The organism is Thermocrispum agreste DSM 44070, from assembly GCF_000427905.1.
GTDB classification, from domain to species: domain Bacteria; phylum Actinomycetota; class Actinomycetes; order Mycobacteriales; family Pseudonocardiaceae; genus Thermocrispum; species Thermocrispum agreste.
In genome coordinates, this window is sequence record NZ_ATYX01000011.1 from 60,375 (window position 1) to 85,311 (window position 24,937).

18 protein-coding genes and 1 pseudogene are annotated in these 24,937 nt (G+C 69.7%); 10 read left to right on the top strand and 9 right to left on the bottom strand.

Features of this window, described 5'->3' with window-relative positions:
• Positions 1-103 precede the first annotated feature (103 nt).
• The 3 genes from murJ to YWY_RS0109545 form a co-directional block, all read right to left on the bottom strand.
• Positions 104-2,059 carry a murein biosynthesis integral membrane protein MurJ gene (gene murJ, locus YWY_RS0109535; RefSeq protein ID WP_084609153.1) on the bottom strand — a complete coding sequence of 652 codons (1,956 nt, stop codon included), beginning with the start codon at positions 2,057-2,059 and terminating at the stop codon, positions 104-106.
• 271 nt (positions 2,060-2,330) lie between these two features.
• Positions 2,331-4,487: a DUF6049 family protein gene (locus tag YWY_RS0109540; protein WP_169725236.1), complete on the bottom strand. Its 2,157-nt coding sequence runs from the start codon at positions 4,485-4,487 to the stop codon at positions 2,331-2,333.
• Positions 4,480-4,980: an NUDIX hydrolase gene (locus YWY_RS0109545; protein ID WP_038044911.1), complete on the bottom strand. Its 501-nt coding sequence runs from the start codon at positions 4,978-4,980 to the stop codon at positions 4,480-4,482. Before YWY_RS0109545 ends, YWY_RS0109540 begins: the two co-directional genes overlap by 8 nt.
• 96 nt (positions 4,981-5,076) lie before the next feature.
• Between YWY_RS0109545 and YWY_RS21140 the strand changes: the two genes are divergently transcribed.
• Positions 5,077-6,606 carry a CCA tRNA nucleotidyltransferase gene (locus tag YWY_RS21140; RefSeq protein ID WP_051310105.1) on the top strand — a complete coding sequence of 510 codons (1,530 nt, stop codon included), beginning with the start codon at positions 5,077-5,079 and terminating at the stop codon, positions 6,604-6,606.
• A 39-nt stretch (positions 6,607-6,645) separates the two neighbouring features.
• On the opposite strand, the gene YWY_RS0109555 is transcribed toward YWY_RS21140, so the two are convergent.
• Positions 6,646-6,852 (bottom strand): DUF397 domain-containing protein, encoded by a 207-nt coding sequence (locus YWY_RS0109555; protein ID WP_028847440.1) that lies wholly within the window; start codon positions 6,850-6,852, stop codon positions 6,646-6,648.
• A pseudogene (locus tag YWY_RS25025) lies at positions 6,830-7,700 on the bottom strand (helix-turn-helix domain-containing protein). The gene YWY_RS0109555 and the pseudogene YWY_RS25025 overlap by 23 nt, the downstream one beginning before the upstream one ends.
• Positions 7,701-7,962: 262 nt before the next feature.
• Between YWY_RS25025 and YWY_RS23685 the strand changes: the two are divergent.
• Positions 7,963-8,283, top strand: coding sequence for a helix-turn-helix domain-containing protein (locus tag YWY_RS23685; RefSeq protein WP_084609145.1), 321 nt, complete (start codon positions 7,963-7,965; stop codon positions 8,281-8,283).
• Here the strand turns inward: YWY_RS23685 and YWY_RS0109570 are convergent.
• Positions 8,214-10,199 (bottom strand): TNT domain-containing protein, encoded by a 1,986-nt coding sequence (locus YWY_RS0109570; protein ID WP_028847441.1) that lies wholly within the window; start codon positions 10,197-10,199, stop codon positions 8,214-8,216. The two genes, YWY_RS23685 and YWY_RS0109570, sit on opposite strands and share 70 nt — an antisense overlap.
• A gap of 159 nt (positions 10,200-10,358) precedes the next feature.
• Here YWY_RS0109570 and YWY_RS0109575 point away from each other — a divergent pair, with 159 nt between their 5' ends.
• Positions 10,359-10,931 carry a YqgE/AlgH family protein gene (locus YWY_RS0109575; protein ID WP_028847442.1) on the top strand — a complete coding sequence of 191 codons (573 nt, stop codon included), beginning with the start codon at positions 10,359-10,361 and terminating at the stop codon, positions 10,929-10,931.
• Between the two features lie 182 nt (positions 10,932-11,113).
• Here YWY_RS0109575 and YWY_RS0109580 read toward each other — a convergent pair whose 3' ends face one another.
• Complete coding sequence (locus YWY_RS0109580) at positions 11,114-11,521, bottom strand: SdpI family protein (RefSeq protein ID WP_028847443.1); 408 nt, start codon at positions 11,519-11,521, stop codon at positions 11,114-11,116.
• Positions 11,522-11,846: 325 nt separating this feature from the next.
• Here YWY_RS0109580 and leuS point away from each other — a divergent pair, with 325 nt between their 5' ends.
• Positions 11,847-14,702, top strand: coding sequence for a leucine--tRNA ligase (gene leuS, locus YWY_RS0109585; RefSeq protein WP_028847444.1), 2,856 nt, complete (start codon positions 11,847-11,849; stop codon positions 14,700-14,702).
• 379 nt (positions 14,703-15,081) lie between these two features.
• On the top strand, positions 15,082-15,966 hold the full coding sequence (locus tag YWY_RS0109595; RefSeq protein WP_028847446.1) for a ribokinase: 885 nt from the start codon (positions 15,082-15,084) through the stop codon (positions 15,964-15,966).
• A 51-nt stretch (positions 15,967-16,017) separates the two neighbouring features.
• On the opposite strand, the gene YWY_RS21150 is transcribed toward YWY_RS0109595, so the two are convergent.
• Together YWY_RS21150 and YWY_RS21155 are read right to left on the bottom strand one after the other, a co-directional pair.
• Positions 16,018-16,695, bottom strand: a complete 678-nt coding sequence (locus YWY_RS21150) for a DUF1707 SHOCT-like domain-containing protein (RefSeq protein WP_051310106.1) — start codon at positions 16,693-16,695, stop codon at positions 16,018-16,020.
• 10 nt (positions 16,696-16,705) lie between these two features.
• Positions 16,706-17,836 carry an AI-2E family transporter gene (locus tag YWY_RS21155; RefSeq protein WP_084609154.1) on the bottom strand — a complete coding sequence of 377 codons (1,131 nt, stop codon included), beginning with the start codon at positions 17,834-17,836 and terminating at the stop codon, positions 16,706-16,708.
• Positions 17,837-18,377: 541 nt separating this feature from the next.
• On the opposite strand from YWY_RS21155, the gene YWY_RS0109610 reads away from it, so the two are divergent.
• From YWY_RS0109610 to YWY_RS24060, 5 genes are all read left to right on the top strand, one after another.
• Positions 18,378-18,638 (top strand): hypothetical protein, encoded by a 261-nt coding sequence (locus YWY_RS0109610; protein ID WP_038044912.1) that lies wholly within the window; start codon positions 18,378-18,380, stop codon positions 18,636-18,638.
• A gap of 383 nt (positions 18,639-19,021) precedes the next feature.
• Positions 19,022-20,017, top strand: coding sequence for a hypothetical protein (locus YWY_RS0109615; protein WP_028847448.1), 996 nt, complete (start codon positions 19,022-19,024; stop codon positions 20,015-20,017).
• Between the two features lie 178 nt (positions 20,018-20,195).
• Entirely contained in the window at positions 20,196-23,249 is a 3,054-nt protein-coding gene (locus tag YWY_RS0109620; protein ID WP_028847449.1) for a beta strand repeat-containing protein, read from the top strand.
• A gap of 580 nt (positions 23,250-23,829) precedes the next feature.
• Positions 23,830-24,447, top strand: a complete 618-nt coding sequence (locus YWY_RS0109625) for a SigE family RNA polymerase sigma factor (RefSeq protein WP_028847450.1) — start codon at positions 23,830-23,832, stop codon at positions 24,445-24,447.
• A gap of 3 nt (positions 24,448-24,450) precedes the next feature.
• Complete coding sequence (locus YWY_RS24060) at positions 24,451-24,717, top strand: hypothetical protein (RefSeq protein ID WP_156899174.1); 267 nt, start codon at positions 24,451-24,453, stop codon at positions 24,715-24,717.
• The last annotated feature ends 220 nt before the right edge of the window (positions 24,718-24,937 follow it).

The following is a 24,937-nucleotide window of genomic DNA, read 5'->3' on the forward strand; positions in this document are numbered from 1 at the left end:
GACACAGCCCATTTTCCACCGACATTACCTATTTCGCGACGACCTTCAGTCGGGTAGACGCTGTGGCGCGGGCCGAGGTTGTCGCAGGGTGCCGCGAACTCGGTCACTTCTTCAGCACTTTGCTGCGCAGCGCATTGAGCCGTGTGGTGATCGGCTTGAGTTCGTCCACCTTGAGCAGCGCCAGCACGCCGAGGGTGACACCGAAACCGACCGCCGACTGCACGAACAACTTCAGCCACGCGGTCAGCGTCACGGGCAGCCAATCGGGAATCAGCCATCCGGCGCCGAACGCGGCCAGCGCCCCGATGATGCTGGCGAACGACGTGAACAGGATGACTCCGAGCACCCGCTTGCTGCGCAGGTTGCCCAGCCGCACCCACAGCCACATCTGGCCGAGCACCGCGCCGACCAGGAAGGTCAGCGAGTTCACCAGCATCGCGCCGAGCACGATCTGGTGGCTTTCCAGCAGCACCGGGCACAGGTACAGCAGCGGCACCTTGACCACCGTCATCACCAGCATGATCAGCGTCGGGGTGCGCGCGTCCTTCATCGCGTAGAAGACCCGCAGCTGCAGCATCACCAGCGCGTAGGGCAGCAGGCCGAACGCGCCGATGCCCAACGCCTCACCCAGCCGCTCGGCACCGTCGCCGGCACCGCCCCGGCCGAGCGAGAACAGCGCGACACCGATCGAGCTGCCGACGACGGTCATCACCGCGGCGATCGGCAGCAGCGCCACCGTGGTGATCCGCGACGCATACGACAGGTCGCTGATCAGCTTCTTGATGTTGCCGTCCGCGGCGGCCCGGGACATGCGCGGCATGATCGCGGTCAGCAGCGACACCCCGATGACGCCGTACGGCAGCTGGAACAGCAGCCACGCGTTGTAGTACGCGGTCATGCCGCCGGCATCGCCCGCGGTCAGCACCCGGGTGGTGACCATGTAGCCGATCTGGCTGATCGCGACGTAGGCGACGATCCACAGGGCCAGCCCGCCGAACTCACGCATCCGGTGATCGATGCCCCAGTTCCACTTCGGGCGGAACCCGGTGCGCAGCAGCGGCGGCACCAGCATGGCGGCCTGCGCCACGATGCCCAGCGTCACGCCGACGCCCAGCACCAGGAGCTTGATGTCGCCCATCCGCACCGGGTCGAGCGAGATCTCCCCCGGCACCATGGCGAACACCAGGATGGTGGCGATCACCACGAGGTTGTTCACCACCGGCGCCCACGCGGGCGGCCCGAAGATCTGCTTGGCGTTCAGGATCGCCATCAGCAGCGCGAAAATGCCGTAGAACAGGATCTGCGGCAGCAGCAGGTAGGCGAACGCGGTGGTCAGCTCGGGGTTGGCCTGATTGGTCGAACTGTCCACGTACAGCGCGGTGAACCACGGCGCGGCCAGCACGGCGACGACGGTCGCGCCGCCCAGCAGCGTCAACGCCATGGTGAGCAGGCGCTGGGTATAAGCTTCCCCGCCATCCGGGTCGTCCTGCGCCCGCACCAGCAACGGCACCACCACGCTGGCGAGCACCCCGCCGAGCAGCAGCTCGTAGACGATGTTCGGCAGCGTGTTGGCCACGTTGAACGAGTCGTTGACCACGCCGATGCCGACCACCCAGACCAGCATGATCTTCCACAGGAAGCCGGTGATCCGGCTGGTCAGTGACGCGATCGCGATCTTGCCGGTGGACCGGGCCAGCGACGGTTCCTTCTCGACCGCCGCGATCAGGCCGGTTTCCGGGCCGGCGTCGACCGAACGCAGGAAGCCGGTCTGGCTGGCCGCGCTGATGCGCGGCAGCATCGTGGTCACCTCGAACGGCCGCAGCTCGTCCGGATCGGTGGTCGGCCACTGCGGACCGGCGGCCAGCCGTTGCGTTCGCTGCGGCGGCCGCAGCGGAGGTCGTCCGCCACGGCCAGGAGGACCACCGGGCACACGCCGCTGTGCCGGCTGGCCACCACTGCCTGCCGGGCGCGGCGGCTGACCAGCGGCCGGCTGCCGCCGTGGTGGCACGCCTCGACCGGCCGGGCCTCGACGGGGAGGCTGCCCGGAAGCCGGCGGCATCCGCCTGCGGACCGGCCGGGTGCCTTCTTCGTCGGGCGACACCGGTCGCGGCGGCTGCGGTACGTCACCCCGTCCACCGGGCCGCGGTGCGACCGGCGTGCCGTCTTGCCTCGTCACCGGGGGTGGCGGGGGTTCGCTGGGACGCCCGTAGCGCGGGTCGCGCGGATCGCGCGGCGGCTGCTGACGGGGCGGCTGGCCGCCTGGTGGCGGCCGCGAGTGCCGGGGCGGCGGTGGGTTCACTCGATCGACTCGTCCTTGCTCGGGTATCGGTCTACCCGCGGCCCGCGCCGTTCGAGCGCAGCCGCCGGTAGATGCGGCGACCGGCCAACAACAGTAACGCGCCTGCCGCCGTCGCGGTCACGATCACCGTGATGACACCGTATTCGGTGGACGTCAGTTCGTAGGTTGTCGGCTCACCGAGCTGGGTGCCACCAGGGGTCGACAAGTACACGTTCACCGTAAAGCGGCCTGCTCGCAACACTTCCGCGGGGATCTTCAGATTGCGTGACCGGCCGGCAGGGATCTCCACCGCGGACGGCTGTGACAAGCGCAAACCCGCCCCGGAGGTGAGCTTGACCCGGACTGTGATCTGGACCGGCAGCCGGTTGGTCACCGACACCGGGATGGGTGACGACCCGGACGCCAGCCCGATGGTGCGACCGGGATCGGAGATACGCACGCCGTGACGCACCGTCTGCAGCTGTGCGGTGGCCGACTCCAGGGCCCTGGCACGGGCACCCCGCACGCCGTGGAAGTCGGCCGAGGCGGTGCGCAGCAGCGCCTCGCGCAGCGGGGAGACGATGGCTTGCGGCTCGACCTGACTGGTCGGGTCCTCCTTCATCGCCTCCGACAGGTCGGTGATCTGGCCGTCCAGCTCGTCCAGCTCACGCATCATGCCCTTCGGCAGGCGGCCGCCAGTCGCGTTCCGGTCGAACCGGGCCCTGCCCACGCTGTCCGCCCCCGCGAGCGCCGTCAGGCTCACCGGCTGGACGAGACCGTCCGCGATGAAGCCGTTCAGTGTGCCCAGCAGCCAGTCGACCTCGTCCGCGGTGGCGGCGAAAGTGCGCGGCGGTGCCAGCAGCATCGGCTTGCTCGGGTCGGCCATGGCTTTGAACAGCACCGTCGCGATCGCGTTCTGGCCGGCGATGGTGCGATCGTCGGCCGCGACCGTCGCCGGGTAGCCGAGCTGGGGACTTGCCGAACGCGGCCGCAACGCCAGCGCACCCAGCTCGTCGAACGGCAGCACCCGCAGCCTGCCCGAGTCGTCTCCGTCCACGGTGAGCGGCTCGGCCGGAGCCCACCGCACGTCGACCCCGCGCGCGTTGGCGACGACCAGGTCCGTGCCTGCTTTCGCGACGGCCTTGGCAGCGCGCTCGTCGATGTCGTCGGTCGTCCACAGCGCGCCCGGCAGTGGATCGGCATCCAGCACCTCGGACAGCACCGAGCTGCGGTTCGCCGCGGCGGTGGCCAGTCGCGGCGAATGGGCGGCCAGCGCGGCCAGGTCGGCGCCCGCGTATTGGGTGGCCACGACGCACTGGTCGGCGACGAGCTCCCGCAGCGACGTCAGCCAAGCCTTGGCCTCCTCCGAACCCTCGCCACGGACCAGGCCTTCGCGGGTGCGAACCCGGTAGCCGTTCGCCATGTCGCGCACGGTCGCGACGAGGTCGGGGTCGATGGCGAAGCACAGTCCGTCGCCGATACCACCGGTCCGGACCTTCGCGGCCGCTTCGACCAGTGTGTGCAGGCGGCCACCCGGCCGGAGCTCGGCGGCGAGCATGTCGTCGGCCAGCACGACGGACTGGTTGAACGGGCGCGCCGCCACCCGCGGACGGGCCGCGATCGGCCACAGCACGGTGAGCGGGAGCGATCGCTGCGTCGCGGTCGTCACCTGGCCGGGTGCCGATCGGACCGGCAGCAGCATGTTCACCCCGGCCAGCCGGGCCTCGGCGCCGCCGTCCGGGATGCCGTTGATGTTCACCAGCAGCGGGTACACCCCGGGCTCGAGGAAGGCCACCCCGTTCGGCGCCCCCGGCGTCAGCGCCGCCGTCAGCGTGAACTCGGTCGCCTCCCCGGGCATCAGTTCCGGGCTGACCTGCTGGAACGGGGTGCTTTGCGCGTCTTGGGGCGCGGTGCCGCGCAGCGCTTGCCGCACCTGGAGGTTGGTCCGCTGGCGTTCGCCGAACTGCAGGCGGGCAGCCAGGTTGCGCACCGGAACCTTGGCGATGTTGCGCACCCGCACGGTGATGCGCAGGTCGTCGTCGGATTCCGTGACGATCCGGGGGGTCATCGCCGTGACGTCGACCTTGAGTACCGGCTCGGGCGGCGGCACCTGGCGGGTCTGGGCGGATGCTGGGATGCCGCACAGCGAGCCGAGCAGGACGAACAATGCGGCGACGGCGGCGGCGGTCGTTCTCACGCGTTCAGTCACCGGCTTCATCGGACGAGCGAGGGGTCAGTCGGGCCTTCGCGGCCTCGATCAGCTCCAGGGCCTTGCCGGCGAGCTCGCGCTCGTCGGCGTAGGCGAGCTTGTGCTGCAGGTCGGCGAACGGCACCCACGCGACCTCGGTCACCTCGACGTCGGCGTCACTGAGCTCCCCGCCGACGGCGGCCAGCAGGAAGTGGTGCACCGTCTTGTGCACGCGCTTGTGCTCGGCGACGAACCAGTAGTCGATGGTGCCGAGTGGCATGAGCACCTCAGCGGAAATGCCGGTTTCCTCCTTCACCTCACGCACGGCCGTCTGCTCCGGCGTCTCGCCGGGTTCGATGTGGCCCTTGGGCAGTGACCACAGCAGTGTGCCGGACCGGTCCAGGCGGCCGATCAGCACCGCGCATTCCCGTTCCGGATCGATCGCCAGACCGCCCGCGGACGTCTCGTTGACCGTGGTGAGTTTGCTGCCACGCCGCCTCCGGCGCGTTCGCATGGCCGCACGTCGCCGCCGGCGACCCTTCCGGCCTTGCGGACGGCCTTTCGGTGCGTCGCCATCGGGGTTGCTGCCGGCCGACGAAGGCATATCGCGATGCTAGCCGTAACGGCCGTCCCGGTAGGCTCGTCCTCTGTGTCAGAAGCCGCCAAGCGCAACGCCGTCGCCGAGCTGCTGCGCGTCTCCGGGGTCGCCGACGAGCTGGCTGCGCGCTTCGCCGCGGGTGGTCACCAGCTGTACTTGGTCGGCGGCAGTGTGCGGGACGCATTGCTCGGCCGCTTGTCGACCGACCTGGATTTCACCACCGACGCCCGCCCGCAGCGGGTGCTGCAGCTGATCGCGGGCTGGGCGGACGCGGTGTGGGACACCGGAATCGAGTTCGGCACGGTCGGGCTGCGCCGCGGTGACGCCACGCTGGAGATCACCACGTTCCGCTCGGACACCTACGACCGGGTGAGCCGTAACCCGCAGGTGGAGTTCGGCTCCACCATCGAGGGTGACCTGCTGCGGCGTGACTTCACCGTCAACGCGATGGCCGTCGACCTGACGTCGAAGCGGTTCGTCGATCCGTTCGACGGAATGGCGGCGCTGAAGGCGAAGGTGCTGGACACCCCGGCCCCGCCGGAGGAGTCGTTCGCCGACGACCCGCTGCGCATGCTGCGGGCCGCCCGGTTCGCGTCCCAGCTGGGCTTCCGGCCGGCGCCCCGGGTGGTCGAGGCGATGACGGCGATGGCCAAGGAGCTGGGCCGGATCACCGCGGAGCGGGTGCAGCAGGAGCTGACCAAGCTGCTGCTCGGCCGGTACCCGCGCGCGGGCATCGAGCTGATGGTGGACACCGGGCTGGCCGACGTGGTGTTGCCGGAGGTGCCCGGCATGCAGCTGACCATCGACGAGCACCACCAGCACAAGGACGTCTACCGGCATTCGCTGACCGTGCTGGAGCAGGCCATCGAACTGGAGACCAAGCACGAGCCGGCGATGGAGCCGGACCTGGTGCTGCGCTGGGCGGCGCTGCTGCACGACATCGGCAAGCCGGCCACCCGCCGGTTCGAGCCGGGCGGCGGGGTGTCGTTCCACCACCACGAGGTGGTCGGGGCGAAGATGGCGCGCAAGCGGCTGCGTGCGCTGAAGTACCCGAAGGACGTGGTGGAGGACGTGTCCCGGCTGGTGTATCTGCACCTGCGGTTCCACGGCTACGGCCGGGGCCAGTGGACGGATTCCGCGGTCCGCCGGTACGTTAACGACGCGGGCCCGCTGCTGACCCGCCTGCACAAGCTGGTGCGGGCCGACTGCACGACGCGGAACAAGCGCAAGGCGGCCGCACTGCAGCGGACCTACGACGACCTGGAGCGCCGCATCGCGCGGATCGCCGCGGAGGAAGACCTGGCCAAGATCCGCCCGGACCTGGACGGCAACGAGATCATGCGCATCCTGCAGATCCCGCCGGGTCCGCTGGTGGGCAAGGCGTGGCGTCATCTGAAGGAGCTGCGGCTGGAGCGCGGCCCGCTGGAGCGCGACGAGGCGGTGGCGGAGCTGCTGGCCTGGGCCCAGGAGCAGGGCATCGAGGTGCCGGAGAACGCGGCCGATCAGGTGCAGGCGGACGAGCAGGGGCGAGCCGAAAGCTGACGCGCGTGCTTGCCAGACGCGCTGTGCGCGAAGCGGCCGTCAGGTGAGGTCGTCGAATTCTCCGGCTTTGACGCCTGCGATGTAGGCGGCCATTTCTTCGCGGGTGAAGTAGACGGTGCCGGCTTCGGGGTGCTTGCTGTTGCGCATGGCGATCCGTCCATCGGGCAAGGCGGCGACCTCGACGCAGTTGTCGTTGTTGCCGTCAGTGCCGCTGAAGCTGCTCTTACGCCACACCACTGGTGACACGTCGCCCTCTTTTCGGTTTTGGGAACTGCTGGACGAGGCGCTCGATGAACCTCACTGATTCCTCAGGCGTCAGTGCCTGAGCACGCAACTTGTCGTGAGTCATCCTAGCTGCCCGCACATCCTCGGCCTTCTCTAAGGCAGCGCACCGGCCACGTGATGTACATAGAGCAACTCAGGGTCGTCCGGCTCAGGAAACTCGAGCACCGTGAAGGCGCCGTTCATTCCGTCGTGTCGCCCTGCGGAGTACGGCAAGATCTGAACAGTTACGCGATCCAGCTCCCCGACGAGTTGTAGGTGCGTCAACTGAGCTCGCATCACGTCCGGGCCGCCGATCGGCCGGTGCAACGCTGCCTCGTCGATCACCGCCACGAGCTCAAGCGGGTATTCGTCGTCGGTGAGGCGCTCCTGGCGTATCTGCCGCACCTTCACTGGTTCTCGATCTCCTCCGGGGTGCGCGGCAAACTCGCTCCAGCCATGTGAGCGCGCAAGTACGCCTCGGTCTGCAGGAGGCCGGGAATGGTCTGCACCGCGTACTCCAGCACCCGTACCGCTTCGGTCTCGACATCGACGTAGCCGAGGTCTGCCAGCCCGTACTGCCGCCACCACCCCTTGCGTGCGGCATCACGCGCCAGATTCAACAGCTGATCGTCACGGACGTCGTAGACGTCCATCATCGAGCGGACCAGGTGCACGTCAGCTTTCGTCTGGCCGTTCTCGATGCGCCAGAGCGCCAGCCGATGCTTCTCCAGTAGCTTCGCTGCCTCGTCGAGCGTCAGGCCCGCCTTCTCCCGCAGCTGACGCAGGCGGCGGCCGAGACGTCGTCGTCGAAAGCTTGGGCTCGTCTCCACTATGTGTGCGCTCCGTCACTACCCGTCACCCCCATCTTCACAAGTGAACATTTCAGATCCGGAGTTTCCGGTTCCGTGTCCCACAGGTTTGTGATTTCCGGGTGGACCGTCGGAAGCCGGAACCGGCAAACCGACACCCAGGAGCACACGCCATGCAGCTCCTTCCCGAAACACCGCTCATCGCCGCGCTGTTCGTCGTCGCGGTGCTCGCCGCGTTCGGCGGCCTCATCCGGGACGCCCTGCGGGACCGTCGACGCGGGCTATGACCGTTGTCGGCGAATGGACCGGTGCCACCGCCCGGGCGCTCCGCATTGCCCGGCGCATGAGCGTGCGGCGCTTCGCCGAGCACCTGGGGGTGAGCGCCCGGGCGGTCGAGAAGTGGGAAGCCGGTGGCCGGTGCATACGGCCGCGGCCGGTCAATCAAGCCGCCTTGGACACCTCGCTGCGGCTAGCCCCGCCTGACGTCCGCGAACGCTTTCGGGCGCTGCTCGCCCAAGCCGATCTGCACGACGTTCACTGCCCTGCGCGCTGGCCCACGTCCGCCTCGTCCAGCTTCTCCAGCGCCCCGGTCTGCACGTGGTAGCCGACCGCTCGTGGCAGCAGGTACGCCAGCGCACCGCCCGGCATGCCGCCGAACGGCAGCGACACCCCGGTGAGCACCCGCAACGGCCGCGCCACCCGGTAGTAGGCCTTGAACTGCTCGCGATCCGGCAGCAGCGCGGCCTCCCGGAACGTCGTGCCCGCCGCGTGCGTCAGGTTGCCGTTCTCGCCGCCCCAGCGGACCAGCTCGGTGCCCACCGGCAGCACGACCATCCGCTTGCCTCGCAGCAGGCGCAGCGGCGGCTCGCCCCGCATCGGCTGGATCGGCCAATCCGTCGGGTGCTCGGCCGGGTCCGGCTTGGCCAGCGCCCGCGTCGGGTGGAAGGCCAGCATGCCCAGCAGATACGCCGCGGCGGCGCTGACGTCCTCGAACATCTGGTGCCGGAACACCCGGCCGCCGGTGTGCAGCGCGACCTCCCACCGCGGCGGCAAGCCTTCCTCCGGGTCGGCATCCCTCCGGTACAGGCACCACGCGTCGTCGGCGATCTCGCCGATCCGGTACACCTGCGGGGACACCCCCAGCTCGCCGAGCCGCTTGTCGAGCAGCTGCAGCACCTCGGACGCGCTGAGCACCGGGCGCGACGAGTCGTCTCGTTCGACTTCGGTCACCGCGTCCGGCTCGTCCAGGTCGTCCGCAGACTGTGGCGGGTACGGCTCGCCGAGCAGCTCCGCCCGCGCCGTCTCCCGCAGCTTCTGGCTGACGAACGGCGGCCGGTAGGAGTTCTTCCTGATGTGTTCCAGCAGCTCCGGCTCCGGCGCCACCCCGTGCATCCGCAAGTAGTGCGGCACCGCCGCGGGCCAGATCCACTTCCCGTCGGTGTGGTACGCGTTCGGCACGCTCGGCGCGGTCTGCGGCGCGAAGATGTCCGGCTGCGGACCGTTGCCCACCAGCACCACCGGTGCCGAATACAGGTAGTGCAAGACCCCGCGCACCTCCTGCTGCGGCACCGGCGGCCGGTTCACCACCGGCCGCTGACCCGGCGTGTGCGCGTCGACCACCTGCGCGTGCCGGAACTGCACGTCCAGCGGCAGGCCGGCGCGGGCAGCCAGCCACGGCGGGATGTTCTGCTTGTCCCGCGGGAAGCGGGCGAGCTCGTGCGCGTAGGCCTTGCCCGTCGGCCGTCCGTCGGCGTCGGGCGGACGCCGCCACTGCGGTTGCGACGTCGTGTCGTAGTCGAAGTCGAACTTGTTGTCCGGGGTCAGCGAGAACGTGCCGGTGAACCAGGAGCCCTTGCCCGGCTCGTACATCGCCGCCCGCAGCACGTTGAACAGCTGACCCAGCTGGGGTGGGGCGGCCAGCGAGTAGGTGACGTCCTCCACCGCGGTGCGGACCTCGAGCTCGCTGTAGCCGCCGACCTGCCGGAACTGGGCAGCGATCGGGCCCGCGCCTTCCGGCCGCATGCCGCGCAGAAGCCTGCCGATGTCCCGCAGCAGCTGAGTGGTCTCGAACTCCGTCGTCACCGGGCCGGTGCGCTCGGAGAAGTCCAACCGCTCCTGCCAGCACGCCTCGATGTGCTCGGGGTGGGCGATGGTGCCGAACGCCGTCCCGTTCGGCGTCTGGTCCGACATCAGACCGAGCCGGCGGGCGTTCCGTTCGTCCGTCCCGGTCCACTGCAGTGTCAGCTCACCGGTGGGGGCCTGCGCGGCCAGCACGAACGTCTCGTCGCAGAACCGGAAGTGGGTGTGGATGACGAAGCTGTCCGGCACCTCCTCCGCGGGCACCACTTTCGCGGGTGCGCCCTCGAACTCCCGGTCGAAGCCTTCCGGTGGGTCCTCGTCCCGTGGCGCGGTGAGCAGCACCGTCCCGTCCGAGGTCGAGCGCTGAGCCTGGTACGGACGGTCGCCCCAGATCGCGTACAACGCGTCCGGGTGCGTCGCGGGATAGACCTGATGGCGCACGCAGAATCCCTCCAGTTCTCGCTTGCCGAACCTATCCTTGCGTCCCCGCTCGGCGTCCGCACGGGACTTCGCCGAAATCGATCACGGTCGGGTAGCGAAGCGGCATCGGGCCCGGTGCGAGCAGGCGGAGTCGTCGGTGGCCGGTGGCATGATTCATGCGTGCGAGATGTCGACGCCGTTGAACCGGGGTCCCTCCTGATCGCCGACCCGACCATGTCCGACCCGAACTTCCGGCGCACCGTGGTGCTCGTGCTGCACCACAGCTCGCAGGGGACGCTGGGCGTGGTGCTGAATCGACCGAGTGAAATTCCGGTCGCCTCGGTGTTGCCGCACTGGGCCGATCATGTCGCGGCCCCGGCGTCGGTGTTCGTCGGCGGTCCGGTGGAGCGAGACACGCCACTGGGGGTGGCCACCCTGCGGACCGGTGAGGTCCCGGGATCCGTCCCCGGCACCATCGGCGTGCACGGTCCGCTCGCTTTGGTGGTGCTCGACTCCGACCCCGAGCCGCTGGTGCCACGGCTCCGGGGCATGCGGGTGTTCGCCGGCTACGCGGGATGGGACGCCGGCCAGTTGGCCGGTGAGCTGGAACGCGGCGACTGGATCGTCGCGCCCGCGCTGCCGAGCGACGTGCTGGCGGAGCCGAGCACGGATCTGTGGGCGGCGGTGCTGCGCAGGCAGGGGTTGCCGCTGGCGTTGCTCGCGACGCATCCGGGGGACCTGCAGCTGAACTGACGAGCGTGTGACGCTGCGCCGGGACGACCTGTGATCGGGGAGGCGGGAACCCGGCGCAGCGTCCACCGGACATGAACGTCACGGCGTCACCGCATCACGGGAATCCACGGCAGGGCCCACGTGCCTGGACAGAAGATGCATCCGTATGGGCCTGGCAAACGAGCAAACCAGGTCCGACGTGGCTACTCAGTCGCGCCGCAGCCTCCGCCGCCGCAGCCGCATCCGCCGCAACCTGTGCGCGCCGGCTTGGGCTCGGGCACCGCGGCCGCCGCCCTGCTGCCCATCACGCCGCCGCCGTAGACCAGGCCGACGACGCCGACGATGCCGATGACCGCGGCGACGATCGCGCCCGCGTCGGTCGGCATGGCCAGTGCGGCCAGCCCGGAGGCGATACCCACCACGCCCGCGGCCATCGTCGGCAGCGCCGCGACCCGGTTGCCGACGGCGAATGCTTCGTCGCTGCGCAGCGTCGCGGCGGTACGCAGACCCGCCCCGGTGTCCCGGGAGAGCTTGCCGCGCCAGCCGAGCAGTCCGCCGATCCCGACGAACACCCCGGCGACGATGGGAATCAACGCCAGTACCACCTGCACGGCTCGAGGATACGGGAACCGGCCGGCCGGGACAGGCCCGCGGTGTGCCCGGTCACCCCGGCGACCAGCGGCTTCCCGGGTACGGCGTTTCCGGGCACATGCGGGCTCGGTTCCGGCGGGAGCGCGGCAGCCCGCGGGCCCGCGCACTATTCCACCTGACACGCCCATTACGATGAAGGACATGAGCCCGGCTCACCTGCTTCTTATGTGGCCGCGCTGAGGCCGGATCAGGTCCAGCGCGGCGACCCCTCATGCCTGACGGCTGAGGGGTTGTGTCGTCTTTGGGCGCGTACGCAGGTGGATCGCACGCAGAAAGGCATGAGCGATGAGTGAAGCGACCGGTGAGCAGACGCAGGACGTCCCGCCATTCCGCTACACGGCTGCCCTGGCCAACGAGATCGAACGCCGTTGGCAGGACCGGTGGGAGCGGGAGGGCGTGTACCACGCGCCCAACCCGGTCGGAGATCTCGCCGAGGGTGAGGTGCCGGGCGACAAGCTGTTCGTGCAGGACATGTTCCCCTACCCGTCCGGCAAGGGGCTGCACGTCGGGCATCCGCTGGGCTACCTGGGCACCGACACCTACGCGCGGTACCACCGGATGCTGGGCCGCAACGTGCTGCACACGCTGGGCTTCGACGCGTTCGGCCTGCCCGCCGAGCAGTACGCGGTGCAGACCGGGACGCACCCGCGGGTGACCACCGAGCAGAACATCTCGATCATGAAGCGCCAGCTGCGTGCGCTGGGCCTGGGGCACGACCAGCGGCGGTCGTTCGCCACCACCGACCCGGACTACTACCGCTGGACGCAGTGGATCTTCCTGCAGATCTACAACGCCTGGTACGACAAGTCGCAGCAGCGGGCGCGGCCGATCAGCGAGCTGATCGAGGAATTCCGCTCCGGCAAGCGGAGCACCCCGGACGGCAGGCCGTGGGACGAGCTGAGCAAGGCCGAGCAGCAGGAGGTGCTGGCCGGCTACCGGCTGGCCTACCTGGCCGAGGCGCCGGTGAACTGGTGCCCCGGCCTGGGCACCGTGGTGGCCAACGAGGAGGTCACCGCCGAGGGCCGCAGCGAGCGCGGCAACTTCCCGGTGTTCCGCAAGAACCTGAAGCAGTGGATGATGCGGATCACCGCGTACGCCGACCGGCTGCTGGACGACCTGGACCGGCTGGACTGGCCGGAGAAGGTCAAGACCATGCAGCGCAACTGGATCGGCCGCTCGCACGGCGCGAACGTCTACTTCCGCTCGGGCGAGCACACCATCGAGGTGTTCACCACCAGGCCGGACACGCTGTTCGGTGCCACCTACATGGCGCTGGCGCCGGAACACCCGCTGGTCGACGAGCTGGTCACGGACGCATGGCCGGAGGGCACCGACGAGCGGTGGACCGGCGGCAAGGCGACCCCGAAGGAGGCGGTGGCCGAGTACCGGCTGGCCACGTCGCAGCGTTCGGAGCTGGACCGTCAGGAGGCCAAGGAGAAGACCGGCGTCTTCACCGGCGCGTACGCCACCAACCCGGTCAACGGCAAGCAGATCCCGGTGTTCATCGCCGACTACGTGCTGATGGGCTACGGCACCGGGGCGATCATGGCGGTGCCCGGCCAGGACACCAGGGACTGGGAGTTCGCCGAGAAGTTCGGGCTGCCCATCATCCGCACCGTCCAGCCACCGACCGAGGACTTCTCCGGCCCGTACCTGGACGACGGCCCGGCGATCAACTCGGCCAACGACTCCGGCCTGGACATCAACGGCCTGGGCGTGGAGGAGGCCAAGAAGAAGGTCATCGCCTGGCTGGAGGACACCGGCCACGGCCAGGGCACCGTGCAGTACAAGCTGCGCGACTGGCTGTTCGCCCGGCAGCGGTACTGGGGTGAGCCGTTCCCGATCGTCTACGACGAGAACGGGATCGCCTACCCGCTGCCGGAGGACATGCTGCCGGTCGAGCTGCCCGAGGTGGAGGACTACTCCCCGACCACGTTCGACCCGGACGATGCCGACACCGAGCCGTCGCCGCCGCTGGCCAAGGCCAAGGACTGGGTGGAGGTCGAGCTGGACCTGGGCGACGGCCCACGCCGCTACTGGCGGGACACCAACGTCATGCCACAGTGGGCCGGGTCCTGCTGGTACCAGCTGCGCTACATCGACCCGCACAACGACGAGCGGATGGTCGACCCGGAGAACGAGCGGTACTGGATGGGGCCGCGGCCGGAGATCCACGGCGAGAACGACCCGGGCGGCCTGGACCTGTACGTCGGCGGTGTCGAGCACGCGGTGCTGCACCTGCTGTACGCGCGCTTCTGGCATAAGGTGCTGTACGACCTGGGCCACGTCAGCTCCGAGGAGCCGTACCGGCGGCTGTTCAACCAGGGCTACATCCAGGCCTACGCCTACCGTGACGCGCGCGGTGCGGTGGTGCCGGCCGAAGAGGTCGAGGAGCGGGACGGCAAGTTCTACTACCAGGGCCAGGAGGTCTTCCAGGAATACGGGAAGATGGGCAAGAGCCTGAAGAACATCGTCACCCCGGACGAGATGTTCGAAAGGTTCGGCGCCGACACCTTCCGGTTCTACGAGATGACCATGGGCCCGTTCGCCGATTCGCGGCCGTGGTCCACCAAGGACGTGGTCGGGGCGCACCGGTTCCTGCAGCGGCTGTGGCGGCTGATCGTCGACGAGAACACCGGCGAGGTGCGGGTCACGGACGCCGAGCCGACGGTCGAGGACCTGCGGGCGCTGCACAAGACGATCGCCGGCGTGCGATCCGACTACGACGGGCTGCGCTTCAACACCGCCGGCGCGAAGCTGATCGAGCTGTGCAACTACCTGACCAAGCACTACGGCGCCAAGGGCACCCCGCGGCAGCTGGCCGAGCCGGTGGTGCTGATGCTGGCGCCGCTGTGCCCGCACATCGCCGAGGAGTTGTGGAGCAAGCTGGGCCACGAGGAGTCGCTGGTGCGTGGCCCGTTCCCGGAGGCCGACGAGCAGTACCTGGTCGAGGACACTGTGGAGTACCCGATCCAGGTCAACGGCAAGGTCCGCTCGCGCATGACGGTGCCCGCCGACGCCTCGGAGGAGGAGCTGCGGAAGGCCGCGCTGGCGGACGAGAAGATCGCCGCGCTGCTGGGTGGTGCCGAGCCGCGCAAGGTCATCGTGGTGCCCGGCAGGCTGGTCAACGTCGTCGCTTGACGTCCACCGCCCGGTGTCGTGGCTGACGTCGCAGGCCCGAGCCCGGCCCGGCGCCGGTGCGCCCGATCTCGCCCGGTCGAGGTGCCACCGGCGTCGGTCGCTCGGGGGGCTACGCGACCGACGCCGGTGACTCGAACTGGATCCGGCCGGACCCAGTGATGCGGACGGTCACGCCGTCCGCACGCATGCGAGGCCTCCGACGGCCATGGGACGTGTTGCGTTCCTCGCTCGATCGTGGGGTCTCGAGCAACCTGTCGTGCCGCTGCTGTGCATTGTTGCACTTCTTGTGTGATTCGTGCGGAACGAGCGCCATGATCGGCGGGAAACCCCTCCGATCGACGCACAGCGGCCGCTGTCGGCGATGTGCCAAGGTGATGGCATGCGTAACGGCCTGATCGTGGTCGGTTCGGCCAACGTTGATCTGATCGTGCCGGTCGACCGGCATCCGCGTCCCGGCGAAACCGTGCTCGGTGGGGACACGGTGACCGCCCCCGGCGGCAAGGGCGCCAACACCGCCGTGGCGGCCGCGCGCGCAGGCGCGGCCGGGGTCGGAGTCGCATTGCTGGGCGCGGTCGGCTCGGATGCCAACGGTGAGCTGCTGCTCACCGCGCTCGGTGACGCGGGGGTGGACACCTCCTGGGTGCAGCGCACCGACGGCCCCAGCGGTGCCGCCTACATCGCGGTGGATCGGGAGGGTGAGAACACGATCGTCGTGTCGCCGGGGGCCAACGCCCGGGTGGACACCGCAATGGTGGACCGGGCCGCGGACGCCATCCGAGCCGCCGCGGTGCTGTTCGCCGTACTCGAAGTGCCACTGCCGACTGTGGAGTACGCCGCGCGCATCGCCGCAGGCGCGGGCGTGCGGGTGGTGGTCAACGCCTCTCCGGTCGCGAAGCTGCCGGACGAGACGATGCGTGTGCTCGATCCGCTGATCGTCAATCAGCACGAGGCCGCTGCGCTGCTGCCCGGCAGACACGCGGCCGCTGATGGTGCCGAGCTGGCCGAGGCGTTGCGTCAGCTGGGCCCCCGATCGGTCGTGGTGACGCTCGGCGCGGACGGCGCGGTGGTGGCTGACGCCGAAGGCCTCACGAAGGTGCCCGCGCCGCAGGTCGACGTGGTCGACACGACCGGTGCTGGGGACGCGTTCGCCGGGACGCTGTGCAGTCACCTGGCGGCCGGTTCGTCGCTACGCGAAGCGACCGGCAAGGCCGTGGTGCGGGCGGCGGAGGTGGTCACCCGGCACGGGGCTCAGGTGGCCTCGTAGCCCCAGCGCACGTTTCCGCACGGCTGCCGCGGAGGCTCGAGCCGCTGCTCGTCAGCAGTGCCACCGTCGATGCCCGTGGCCGTACCCGTGCCCGTACATCGATCCGAACCAGCCGCGCCGCGGGAACCTGATGATCAGCGTGCCGCCGTGGACTCGCCCGGTGATCACGATGCGCGGCTTGCCCGGCCTGCCGGTGGTGTGCGTGCGGTCGTCGATCGAGCCGAACTTCACGTGGGTGATCCCGTTGGTGTCCACCGCGGCGCCCTCCGGGATCGTGATGACGACGTTTCCCCACTTGCAGTCGACCTCGAGGTTGACCACGTCCGCGGCGAAGTCCGCCTCGGAGAAGTCCAGCCGGGTGTTCCCGTACCTGTTGCGGGCGAGCACGTATTCCGGGACGTACCACGGGCCTTCCCGCACCAGGTTCGCGTAGCTGCTGACCAGCTCGAGGCGGTCGGACGGCGGAGAAGCCGGCTCGCCGGGGCCGGCGCCCGGCCTCGATCCCGGCCGCGGGGCGTCCGGGTGGGTCAGCCCGGGCAGGTCCGACAGCACCACGTTGAGCTGGCTCCGAGTGGTGGCGGAGTAGGCGATGTCGGTGCGTTCGGTGAACTCGTCCAGGTCGATCAGGCCACGGCCGATCGCTTTCTGCAGCAGCTGGACGACGTGCTCGCGCTCCTCGTCGGACACCCGGTAGTCGCGCGGGTGGACGGTCGTGCCCTCGGCGCTCATACCTGCCAGGCTAGTCCTCGGCAGGCTCCGGCGAATCCGGGGAATTCCCGGAGTTTGCGTTGCGCTGATCGGCGATGAGCGACTTCGTGCCTGCGTTGAGCACCGCGAGCAGCGGCACGGCCAGCAGCGCGCCGGCGATCCCGGAGACGATGAGACCGCCGGTGATGGCCAGGATGACCGCCAGCGGATGCAGCTTCACCGCGCGGCCGAGCAGGATCGGCTGCAGCACGTGGCCTTCCAGCTGCATCACCGCGGTCACGATGGCCAGCAGGACCAGCGCTTTGATCCAGCCGACCGTCACCAGCGCGATGATCACCGCGACGCCGCCTGCCACCACGGCACCGATGATCGGGACGAACGCGCCGAGGAACACCAGCGTGGCCAGCGGGACGACGAGCGGCACGCCGAGGATCCACAGCCCGATGCCGACGCCGACGGCGTCGACCACCGCGACGACCATGGTCGCCCGCACGTAGCTGATCAGCGATGCGAAGCCTTCCTTGCCCGCGTTGTCCACCACCTGCCTGGCCGGCTTGGGCACCGCGCGAAGCAGGAACGCCCAGATGTGCTCGCCGTGCACCAGGAAGAAGATCAGGATGAACAGGGTCAGCAGGAACCCGGTGAGGAACTCGCCCACCGCGGTCGCCGTGGTCAGCGCGCTGGTGGTGATGGAAGCCTGGTTCTCCTGGATCAGCGTGATCATCTGGTCGATGAACCGGCTGATGTCGCTCGACTTCAGGTGCAGCGGCCCTTCGATGAGCCAGCGCCGCGCTTCGTCCAGGCTCCGGTTCAGCTGTTGCTGCAGCGCGGGCAGGCCGTCGGAGAACTGGATGATCACGAACGTCATCAGCCCGCCGAGCACGGCGAGCCCGGCGATCACCGTGACGGCCGTGGCGAGCCCGCGCGGCAGCCGCGCCTTGTGGGTCAGCAGGTTGACCAACGGCACCATCAGCGCGGCCAGCAGCAGGGCGATGGCCAGCGTGGTGGCCAGCACGGAGAGCTCACCGATCAGCCAGATCACCACGCCGAGCGCGCCCGCGATGACCAGCAGCCGCCACGAGTAGGCGGCCGCGATGCGGACGCCGACCGGCACGTACGGCGTCACGTCCTCCGGTGGCGGCGAGAGGTCCCGGGGAGGCACGACCTTGGCGCCGGGCTGGACCGGGCCCTCCTGCTCGCCGCCGACGTCGGGAGCGTCCTGACCTCGGTGTGCGGACTCCTCGGAGTTGCTCACCACATCACGGTATCCGGATTCGACTGCCGGTAGGAACGACACCCCCGGTGTGGGACGCCCGGACGGGAAACGTCACATCCGTCGAGTGAATAGCGCGGAGACCGATAGTGACACCATTTCTACAAATGTGCTCGGTCGAGTGATCCGGGTCGCTGAAAGTGGTCAGCTCACGCCCGGGAAACAATGGAAGGCTGGGCGTCGTGTCATTCCGACGTCGGATGCCCTCGGTCGCCGAGGTTTGTCGGGGGTGATCCGTTGAGAGCGCTCCTGCCAGCGGAAACATCACACTTCTCGGCGACCCCGTCAGTGTGATCTTCGGGTGGCCGTCCGGCATGCCTCGTGATTGAGTTGCCGTGTTCGGAAAGCAATTGCCGGAAACCGGCGCACCGGCCTGGTTTCGGCAAACACCTGCGATTCCCGTCATCGGGCGGATAGGGAGAACGACATCATGCGCAAGAACTTGATTCGGGTCGGTGCCGCTTTCGGCATCGCGGCCGGGATGGCCGTCTGCGGCTCCGCGGTGGCCAGTGCGGCCGAGACCTACGACGTGCCGCCGTTCCCGAGCGCGGTCGAGCAGCAGCAGATCTTCATCGAAGGCGGCAAGAACCTGGGCATGGGCGCCGCGCAGCTGGTGTCGGCGACGTACCTGGGGGTCCCGGCTTCGGTGATCGACGCCGTCGAGGAGGCAGGCAACTACTTGGGCGGCTGAACGTGCCGAGCGACCGTGGGTGCCGGGGCGGGAACGACGATGGTCGGGCTCGCCCCGGCGCGGTCGCGCCCGGGGAGACGCTCGACCTGGTGCGATCACCCGCCGTGGTTCCCGGTTGCACGGAGTGTTTGTCACACGATCGGGGACTCTGGGCGTGCCGGACGTGCCAACCCCGACCCTCCCTGCGAAGCTCGAAGTAGAGCAACGTATAGTGTTCAACCAGACACGGAGAGCAACGATTTGATCATCGTTGCGTCCCATTGACCCCGAGTTGTCCGAATTGCTCGTCCAACCCGACCCGAAGGTAGTGACCGGTTCCCGTGGCTAAGTCCGGCTCGCAGACACTCCGGCGCGTGTGGCGCTGGTGGGCTCGCGCTGCCGTCATGATCGGCGGTGTGATCGCGGGCTGTGTCGCTGCCTGGGCGCTGGCGGGCAGCGTCGCGCACGCCGCTACGGCCGACGAGAGCCCGGCCCGTCCGATGCACGAGGCGGGCAAGCACTTCCGCGAGAAGGCCGCCGAGGCAGCGGAGAAGCTGTCCGAGGCGTCCCGTAAGGCGGCCGCGTCCATGAAGGAAGCGGCAGCCTCCATGAAGGAAGCGGTCGAGCGTGGGGCGGAGAAGGCCCGCGAGGCGTTCCGCGGCGGCCGCAAGGACGACGAGCAGGCGGGCAAGCCCGAGTCCGAGGCGGAGCGCCTGCCGCAGCTGACGGACTCCCCCGCAGCCGGGTCGGCGCGGCCGCACATCGGCAAGCTGGGTCGCCACCTCGGCAAGGGCTTGCACGACTTGGGTGGTCTGCTGGCCGACGTGCTGGGCGGCGGCAAGTTCGCCGACGCGCCTGGTGTGCCCGGCCAGCCGGGAAACCCGCAGTGCGCGAAGCGCTTCCGGGCATGGTGCGGCTGGTTCGAGGTGACCCGGCCGGAGGAGCAGCTCCCGGTGCTGCCGGGCGACGAGGAGTCCCCGCTCCTGCCGACGCTGCCCGCGGTCGGGCTGATGCCGCTGCTGCCGTCGGTCGGCCAGCAGCTGCCGGCCACTGACGCGACCGCCTACCGGGCCGTCACCGCGCCGCTGTCCCTGCACGACCTGAACCGGCGTGCCGCCGTCACCGGCGCCGCCGATGACATCGAGGCTGGGTTCGGCTCTGCCGACCAGTCGACCGACGAAGACTTCCCGGGCGAGAAGGTTCCGACGGACGCGCCCGGGCAGCCCGCGACGACGGCACCGAACGCCGGTGTCGCGCACGGCGGGCACGTTGACGGGTCGCCGATGGCGATCACCGTTGCGACGGCGGCTGTTGCCGCCTGCGGCGTCACGTCGACGCTGCGTCGTTCCATTCCGGGTGTGTACCGCCCAGGCGGTCAGCCCGGTGTCACCCCTGACTGAGGTTCTCCCCGCGGCCGTAGGCGCCTGCGGACGATCGCTGCTCGCAGTTCAGCTCACTCGTCCGCGCCGCTGCGGCCTCCCCGCGCTGCCCGCGTGACGGCGGCGCGCCCGGCGACCCCCCGAATCGCCGGATCTCGACCAGGACAACCTCACATCATCAAGGAGAAGGATCATCATCATGCAGAACTGGGCAAAGCGCGGCCTCCAGACTGCGCTGGTCACCGGCGGCCTGCTGATGCTGGGCACCGGCATCGCGTCCGCTGACGAGAAGGACGCGGTGAATCCGGACAAGCCGGCCAACCCGTTGGACGCTTCGCTGACGATTCCGATCGACATCGGCAACAACGCGATCGGCACCCCGCTCGGCCAGGTCAACCTGCCCGAGGTCAAGAAGACCATCAGCACCAAGCCGGTCACCGACGCGCTGAAGGGCGCGGCGGCCAAGCTGTCCGGCCAGCGGGTGCAGCAGGCTGGCGAGAAGGCGGCTGCGGTCGCCCAGGGGGTGCAGCAGAAGGCCACCGCGGCCGCTCCGCAGCAAGCCAAGAAGGCCACCTCGTCGCACGAGGCAGGCACGCTGGAGGGCAACCGCGGCAGCGTGGACATCGTCGTCCCGGTGCAGATCGCCAACAACGCCATCGCGTTGCTCGGTGACGCCGAGGTGTCGGGCGGCGACCACCAGCAGACCTACGAGGGCGGCTCGGGCGTCACCACCGACGGCTCCGGCGGGGTGCTGGCGGGCAACGTGGTGGACGTCGACTACGCACTGCCGGTGCAGATCGCCAACAACGCGCTCGGCGTCGGCGGCAAGGCGACCTCGACGGGCAACAACGCCACCCAGGAGATCAAGACCGGGGACCACACCGCCACCGACGGCTCCGGCGGGGTCCTCGCCGGGAACGTGATCGCCCCGCAGGGCGCCACCCCGGTGCAGCTGACCAACAACGCCGCGGCGCTCATCGGCAAGGCCGACTCCAGCGGCAACACCAGCGAGGTGAAGGCCCAGAGCGGCGGCTCGCTGCTGTCCGACGGGACCGACGGTGTGCTGGCGGGCAACGTGGCCGGTGTGCCGGTCGCGCTGCCGGTCGAGCTGAACAACTCGGCGCTTGCCGGCATCGGCAAGGCCCAGAGCACGGACAACGCCACCTCCGCGGAGGCCCAGGCGGGCGACGTGCGGCACGGCTCGCGGGTCATGAAGACCTACGCGGAGACCCACGGTGACAACGGCGTGGCCTCCGGCACGCTGATCCAGCCGCAGGTGGCCAGCGACGTCAACGTGCACGGCCTGGCAGGTGCGGTGGGCGGCATCGCCGCTTCGGGGCTCGGCGAGAGCAAGAGCACCACGGCAGGCAACACCAGCAGCACGACCGCGCAGGCCGGTGGCTACTCGAACACCTCCGCGGTGGGCGGTGTGCTGAGCGGCACGGTGGCCGACGCGCCGGTGGCGTTCCCGGTCGAGGGCTACTGCGCGGCTGCCGGTGTGGTCGGCAAGGCTTCGGCGCAGTGCGACAACGAGACCACGGCGAAGGCGGGCCGGGAGACGTTCACCGACGGCACCGACTCGGTGCTGGGCGGCACCACCGCCACCACCCCGGTCGGCGGCACGATCGAGGCGTTCGGCCTGGCCGGCTCGGTGATCGGGACGGCGGACGCCGAGGCGACCGAGACCAAGGAGATCAAGGCGGGCGGCTACAACGGCTCGCGCGGTGACGGCTCGGTCGGCGGTGGCAACATCGTCCAGACCCCGGTGGCGACCCCGATCGAGCTGTTCGGTGGCGCCGCTTCGCTGGTCGGCAACAGCTACGCCTCGGCAGAAGAGGAGAAGGACGTCAGCTCCGGTGGCGACGGCAACACCGAGGACGACAACGCGGTGCTGGCCTCCAACGTGATCGCCACGCCGATCGCGCAGCCGGTGCAGGCGTTCGGCCTGTCCGCTGCCGGTGTCGGCATCGCCGACGGCTTCGCCACCTCGGACACCGAGACCACCGCCGGTGGCAAGTACACCGGCTCCGGTGAGCACGCGGTCGGCTCCGGCAACATCGTCCAGGCGGCCAGCGCGGCTCCGATCCAGGTGTTCGGCGCGTCCGCTGCGGCGGGCGGCATCACCACCGCCGCTGCGGAGAACTTCAGCTCCACCTCCGCGGGTGGTGACAACGACACCAGCGGTGCCGGGAGCGTGGCGTCGGGCAACGTCGCGGCGGTGACCAACGCGCTGCCCGCGCAGGCACACGGCCTCGGCGCTTCGCTGATCGGCAACACCACGGCCTACTCGGACAACGTCACCGAGGCGTTCGCCGGTGGGATGACGACCACCGACGGCTCCGGCGGGGCGCTGAGCGGCAACGTGGTCAACGGCCCGATCGGCGGTGCGGCCGGCGTGTTCGGTGACGCCGTCTCGGTCGTCGGGTTCGCCCAGGGCGCTGCGGGCAACGACGTGACGGCGATCAGCGGTGACTTCACCGAGACCAACGGTGACGGTGGCTCGGTGTCCGGCAATGTGCTGAGCGCCGACGTGGTGCCGGTGGCCCAGGTGTTCGGTGACGCGGTGACCGTCGCCGGCTTCGCCGACGGCTGGGCGGAGAACAGCACCTACCCGTTCGCCGGTGGTGACATCGCCAGCTCCGGCGAGGCTGGGGCGCTGAGCGGCAACGTCTTCGACCTGCCCGCTGCCGCGATCGCGCAGGTCCTGGGCAACGCGGTCGCCGTCGGCGGCCACGCGTTCGGCACCGCCGAGAACGAGGTGGTCGGCGCCGCGGGCGGCGCGGTCGACACCGACGCGATCGACGCGCAGCTGCCGGTCGGTGTGCTGGCTCAGGTGTACAACTTCAGCGTCGACGTGCTCGGCGAGGCGGTCGGCACGGTGACCGGCAACACCGTCGACGTCACCGTCGGCGAGGACGAGCTGCACAGCCTGGTGCTGGACGGCGCCGAGCTGCTCGCCACCGAGCTGCCGTCGGTGAACGGGCTGCCGGTGAAGACCGTGGCGTACCAGCGTTCCGGCGCCCCGGACGTCACCCAGGAGCTGCCGAAGATCGCCGACCTGCCCGAGCTGCCGGAACTGCCCGACGCCGGTGAGCTGCCGGTGGACGTCCAGCTGCCGCAGGTCGACCTGCCTGCGCCGGCTGACCTGCCGACGGTGGAGCGGAACGCCGGCATCAAGCAGACCGGGCTGCGTGGCCTGTGGGCCAAGCTGACCGGCGCGCTGAGCGGCAAGCAGATGCACATTCAGGGCTGATCGAGTCATCGATCCTTCTCACGGCCCCTCCCCGCGGTGCCAAGCGGGGAGGGGCCCCTTTTTGTGCAGGGTCGGAGGAGCTCCCTGCCGTGTCCGGTGTGCCTCTACGGGGCCGGATCGTGCGGGATCGGGGGCAGGTCCGATTGCCGGATCGTGGGGTCCGGTAGTGGTGGCTTGCGTGCAGGGGTCGGCGGGAGTGGGTGCGGTGTGTGTGGGGGGGTCCTGGGGCGGAGGGTGCTGTGTGGCTCGGGGCGGTTCGGTTGCCGGATCGTGGGGTCCGGTAGTGGTGCTTGTCGTGTGGGGATCGGGCGGGAGTGGGTGCGGTGTTCGTGGGGTTCTGTGCGGGAGGGTGCGCTTCGTGCGGGGCTCGGGGCAAGACTGACCGGTTACCGCGTCCGTGGCGTCCAGCGCTGCCGCCTCTCGCGCAGGGATCAGGAGCGGTCGATCGCCAAATCGGCGATTGTCAATCGGTACACCGGTACTGCTCGCTCGGGTGTATCTGCGGGTGTTCGCCGGTTCGGCTCCCACGCGGGAGCCGGGGGGCCGATATCGTGGGCGGCAGTGCGAATGGGGAGGAAGCATGACCAAAGCTGACGTCGAGAGCGCCGTCGAGCGGACACTCGGACAGCTGCGACGAATGGATGCTCCCCAGTCGTTTCCCGAGGAGGCTTCCGGCGACAAGGCACGCGACAAGCCGTTGACGCTGGCGGATCTGTACGAGACGCACCGGATGCGGTTGGTCCGGCTGGCGATCTTGCTGGTGGACGACGTTGCGACCGCAGAGGACGTGGTGCAGGAGGCGTTCGCCGGACTGCACCGGAACTGGAAAGGGCTGCGTGATTCCGCGGCCGCCGTCGGATACCTGCGTGCGGCGGTCGTGAACGGAGCCAGGAGCGTGCTGCGCCGCCGGAAGACGGCACGGGAGTACGTCCCGCCGCATGCGGTGACGGCGCGGTCCGCGGAGTCCATGGCGATGATGTCGGCCGAGCACCAGGCCGTGGTGCAGGCGTTGGCCAAGCTGCCGCCCCGGCAACGTGAGGTCCTGGTGCTGCGCTACTACGGCGGCTTGACCGAACAGCAGATCGCCGAGGCCACCGGGATCAGCAGGGGGTCGGTGAAGTCGACGGCCAGCCGGGGCCTGGACGCCCTCCAGCGCGTCATGCGTGAGGTCGAGCAGGCGACGATGAAGCGTACGTGACCGATGACTGACCGTGACGAGGAACGACTGATCGCCGACGCGCTGAAGGCGAAAGCCGGCCACGGCGGTGGAGCACTCTTCCGGCAAAGCTCATCCGAACGAGTTACGCAAGAACTACAGACGGTGGTTCCCGACGACTGGTCACCGAGCGTGCACGACGCCGGGATGCGGTCGGCGGGAGGGTCTGCGAGCCCGCGATGGATCTTGCTGCTCGCCGCGGCATTGGGCCTTGCCGCGGGCGCAGTCATCGGATTACTGACCGTGGTGTAGGCGCGATGACGCGCCGTTGGCGAAATCCCTCGAATGTACCAATCGTGACGAACGGCCGTTTTCGCTATGATGACAGACAGTTCCTTCTTGTGTGTTACAAAGGCCCCAGTCCACGGTCACCTTGAGTAACACTTTCTCGTCGTCCTGGACCCCGGCGACGCCACGCGAAATCGGCGCTCGTTAGGGGTTCCTATGTCCAGTTCCATCGCAGCGGCTCCGT

Coding starts and splice junctions, on each gene's coding strand:
- murJ (WP_084609153.1), bottom strand. CDS start 2,059: ATGCCGCCGGCTTCCGGGCAGCCTCCCCGTCGAGGCCCGGCCGGTCGA.
- YWY_RS0109545 (WP_038044911.1), bottom strand. CDS start 4,980: ATGCGAACGCGCCGGAGGCGGCGTGGCAGCAAACTCACCACGGTCAAC.
- YWY_RS21140 (WP_051310105.1), top strand. CDS start 5,077: ATGCTAGCCGTAACGGCCGTCCCGGTAGGCTCGTCCTCTGTGTCAGAA.
- YWY_RS23685 (WP_084609145.1), top strand. CDS start 7,963: ATGACCGTTGTCGGCGAATGGACCGGTGCCACCGCCCGGGCGCTCCGC.
- leuS (WP_028847444.1), top strand. CDS start 11,847: ATGAGTGAAGCGACCGGTGAGCAGACGCAGGACGTCCCGCCATTCCGC.
- YWY_RS0109595 (WP_028847446.1), top strand. CDS start 15,082: ATGCGTAACGGCCTGATCGTGGTCGGTTCGGCCAACGTTGATCTGATC.
- YWY_RS21150 (WP_051310106.1), bottom strand. CDS start 16,695: ATGAGCGCCGAGGGCACGACCGTCCACCCGCGCGACTACCGGGTGTCC.
- YWY_RS0109610 (WP_038044912.1), top strand. CDS start 18,378: ATGCGCAAGAACTTGATTCGGGTCGGTGCCGCTTTCGGCATCGCGGCC.
- YWY_RS0109615 (WP_028847448.1), top strand. CDS start 19,022: ATGATCGGCGGTGTGATCGCGGGCTGTGTCGCTGCCTGGGCGCTGGCG.
- YWY_RS0109620 (WP_028847449.1), top strand. CDS start 20,196: ATGCAGAACTGGGCAAAGCGCGGCCTCCAGACTGCGCTGGTCACCGGC.
- YWY_RS0109625 (WP_028847450.1), top strand. CDS start 23,830: ATGACCAAAGCTGACGTCGAGAGCGCCGTCGAGCGGACACTCGGACAG.
- YWY_RS24060 (WP_156899174.1), top strand. CDS start 24,451: ATGACTGACCGTGACGAGGAACGACTGATCGCCGACGCGCTGAAGGCG.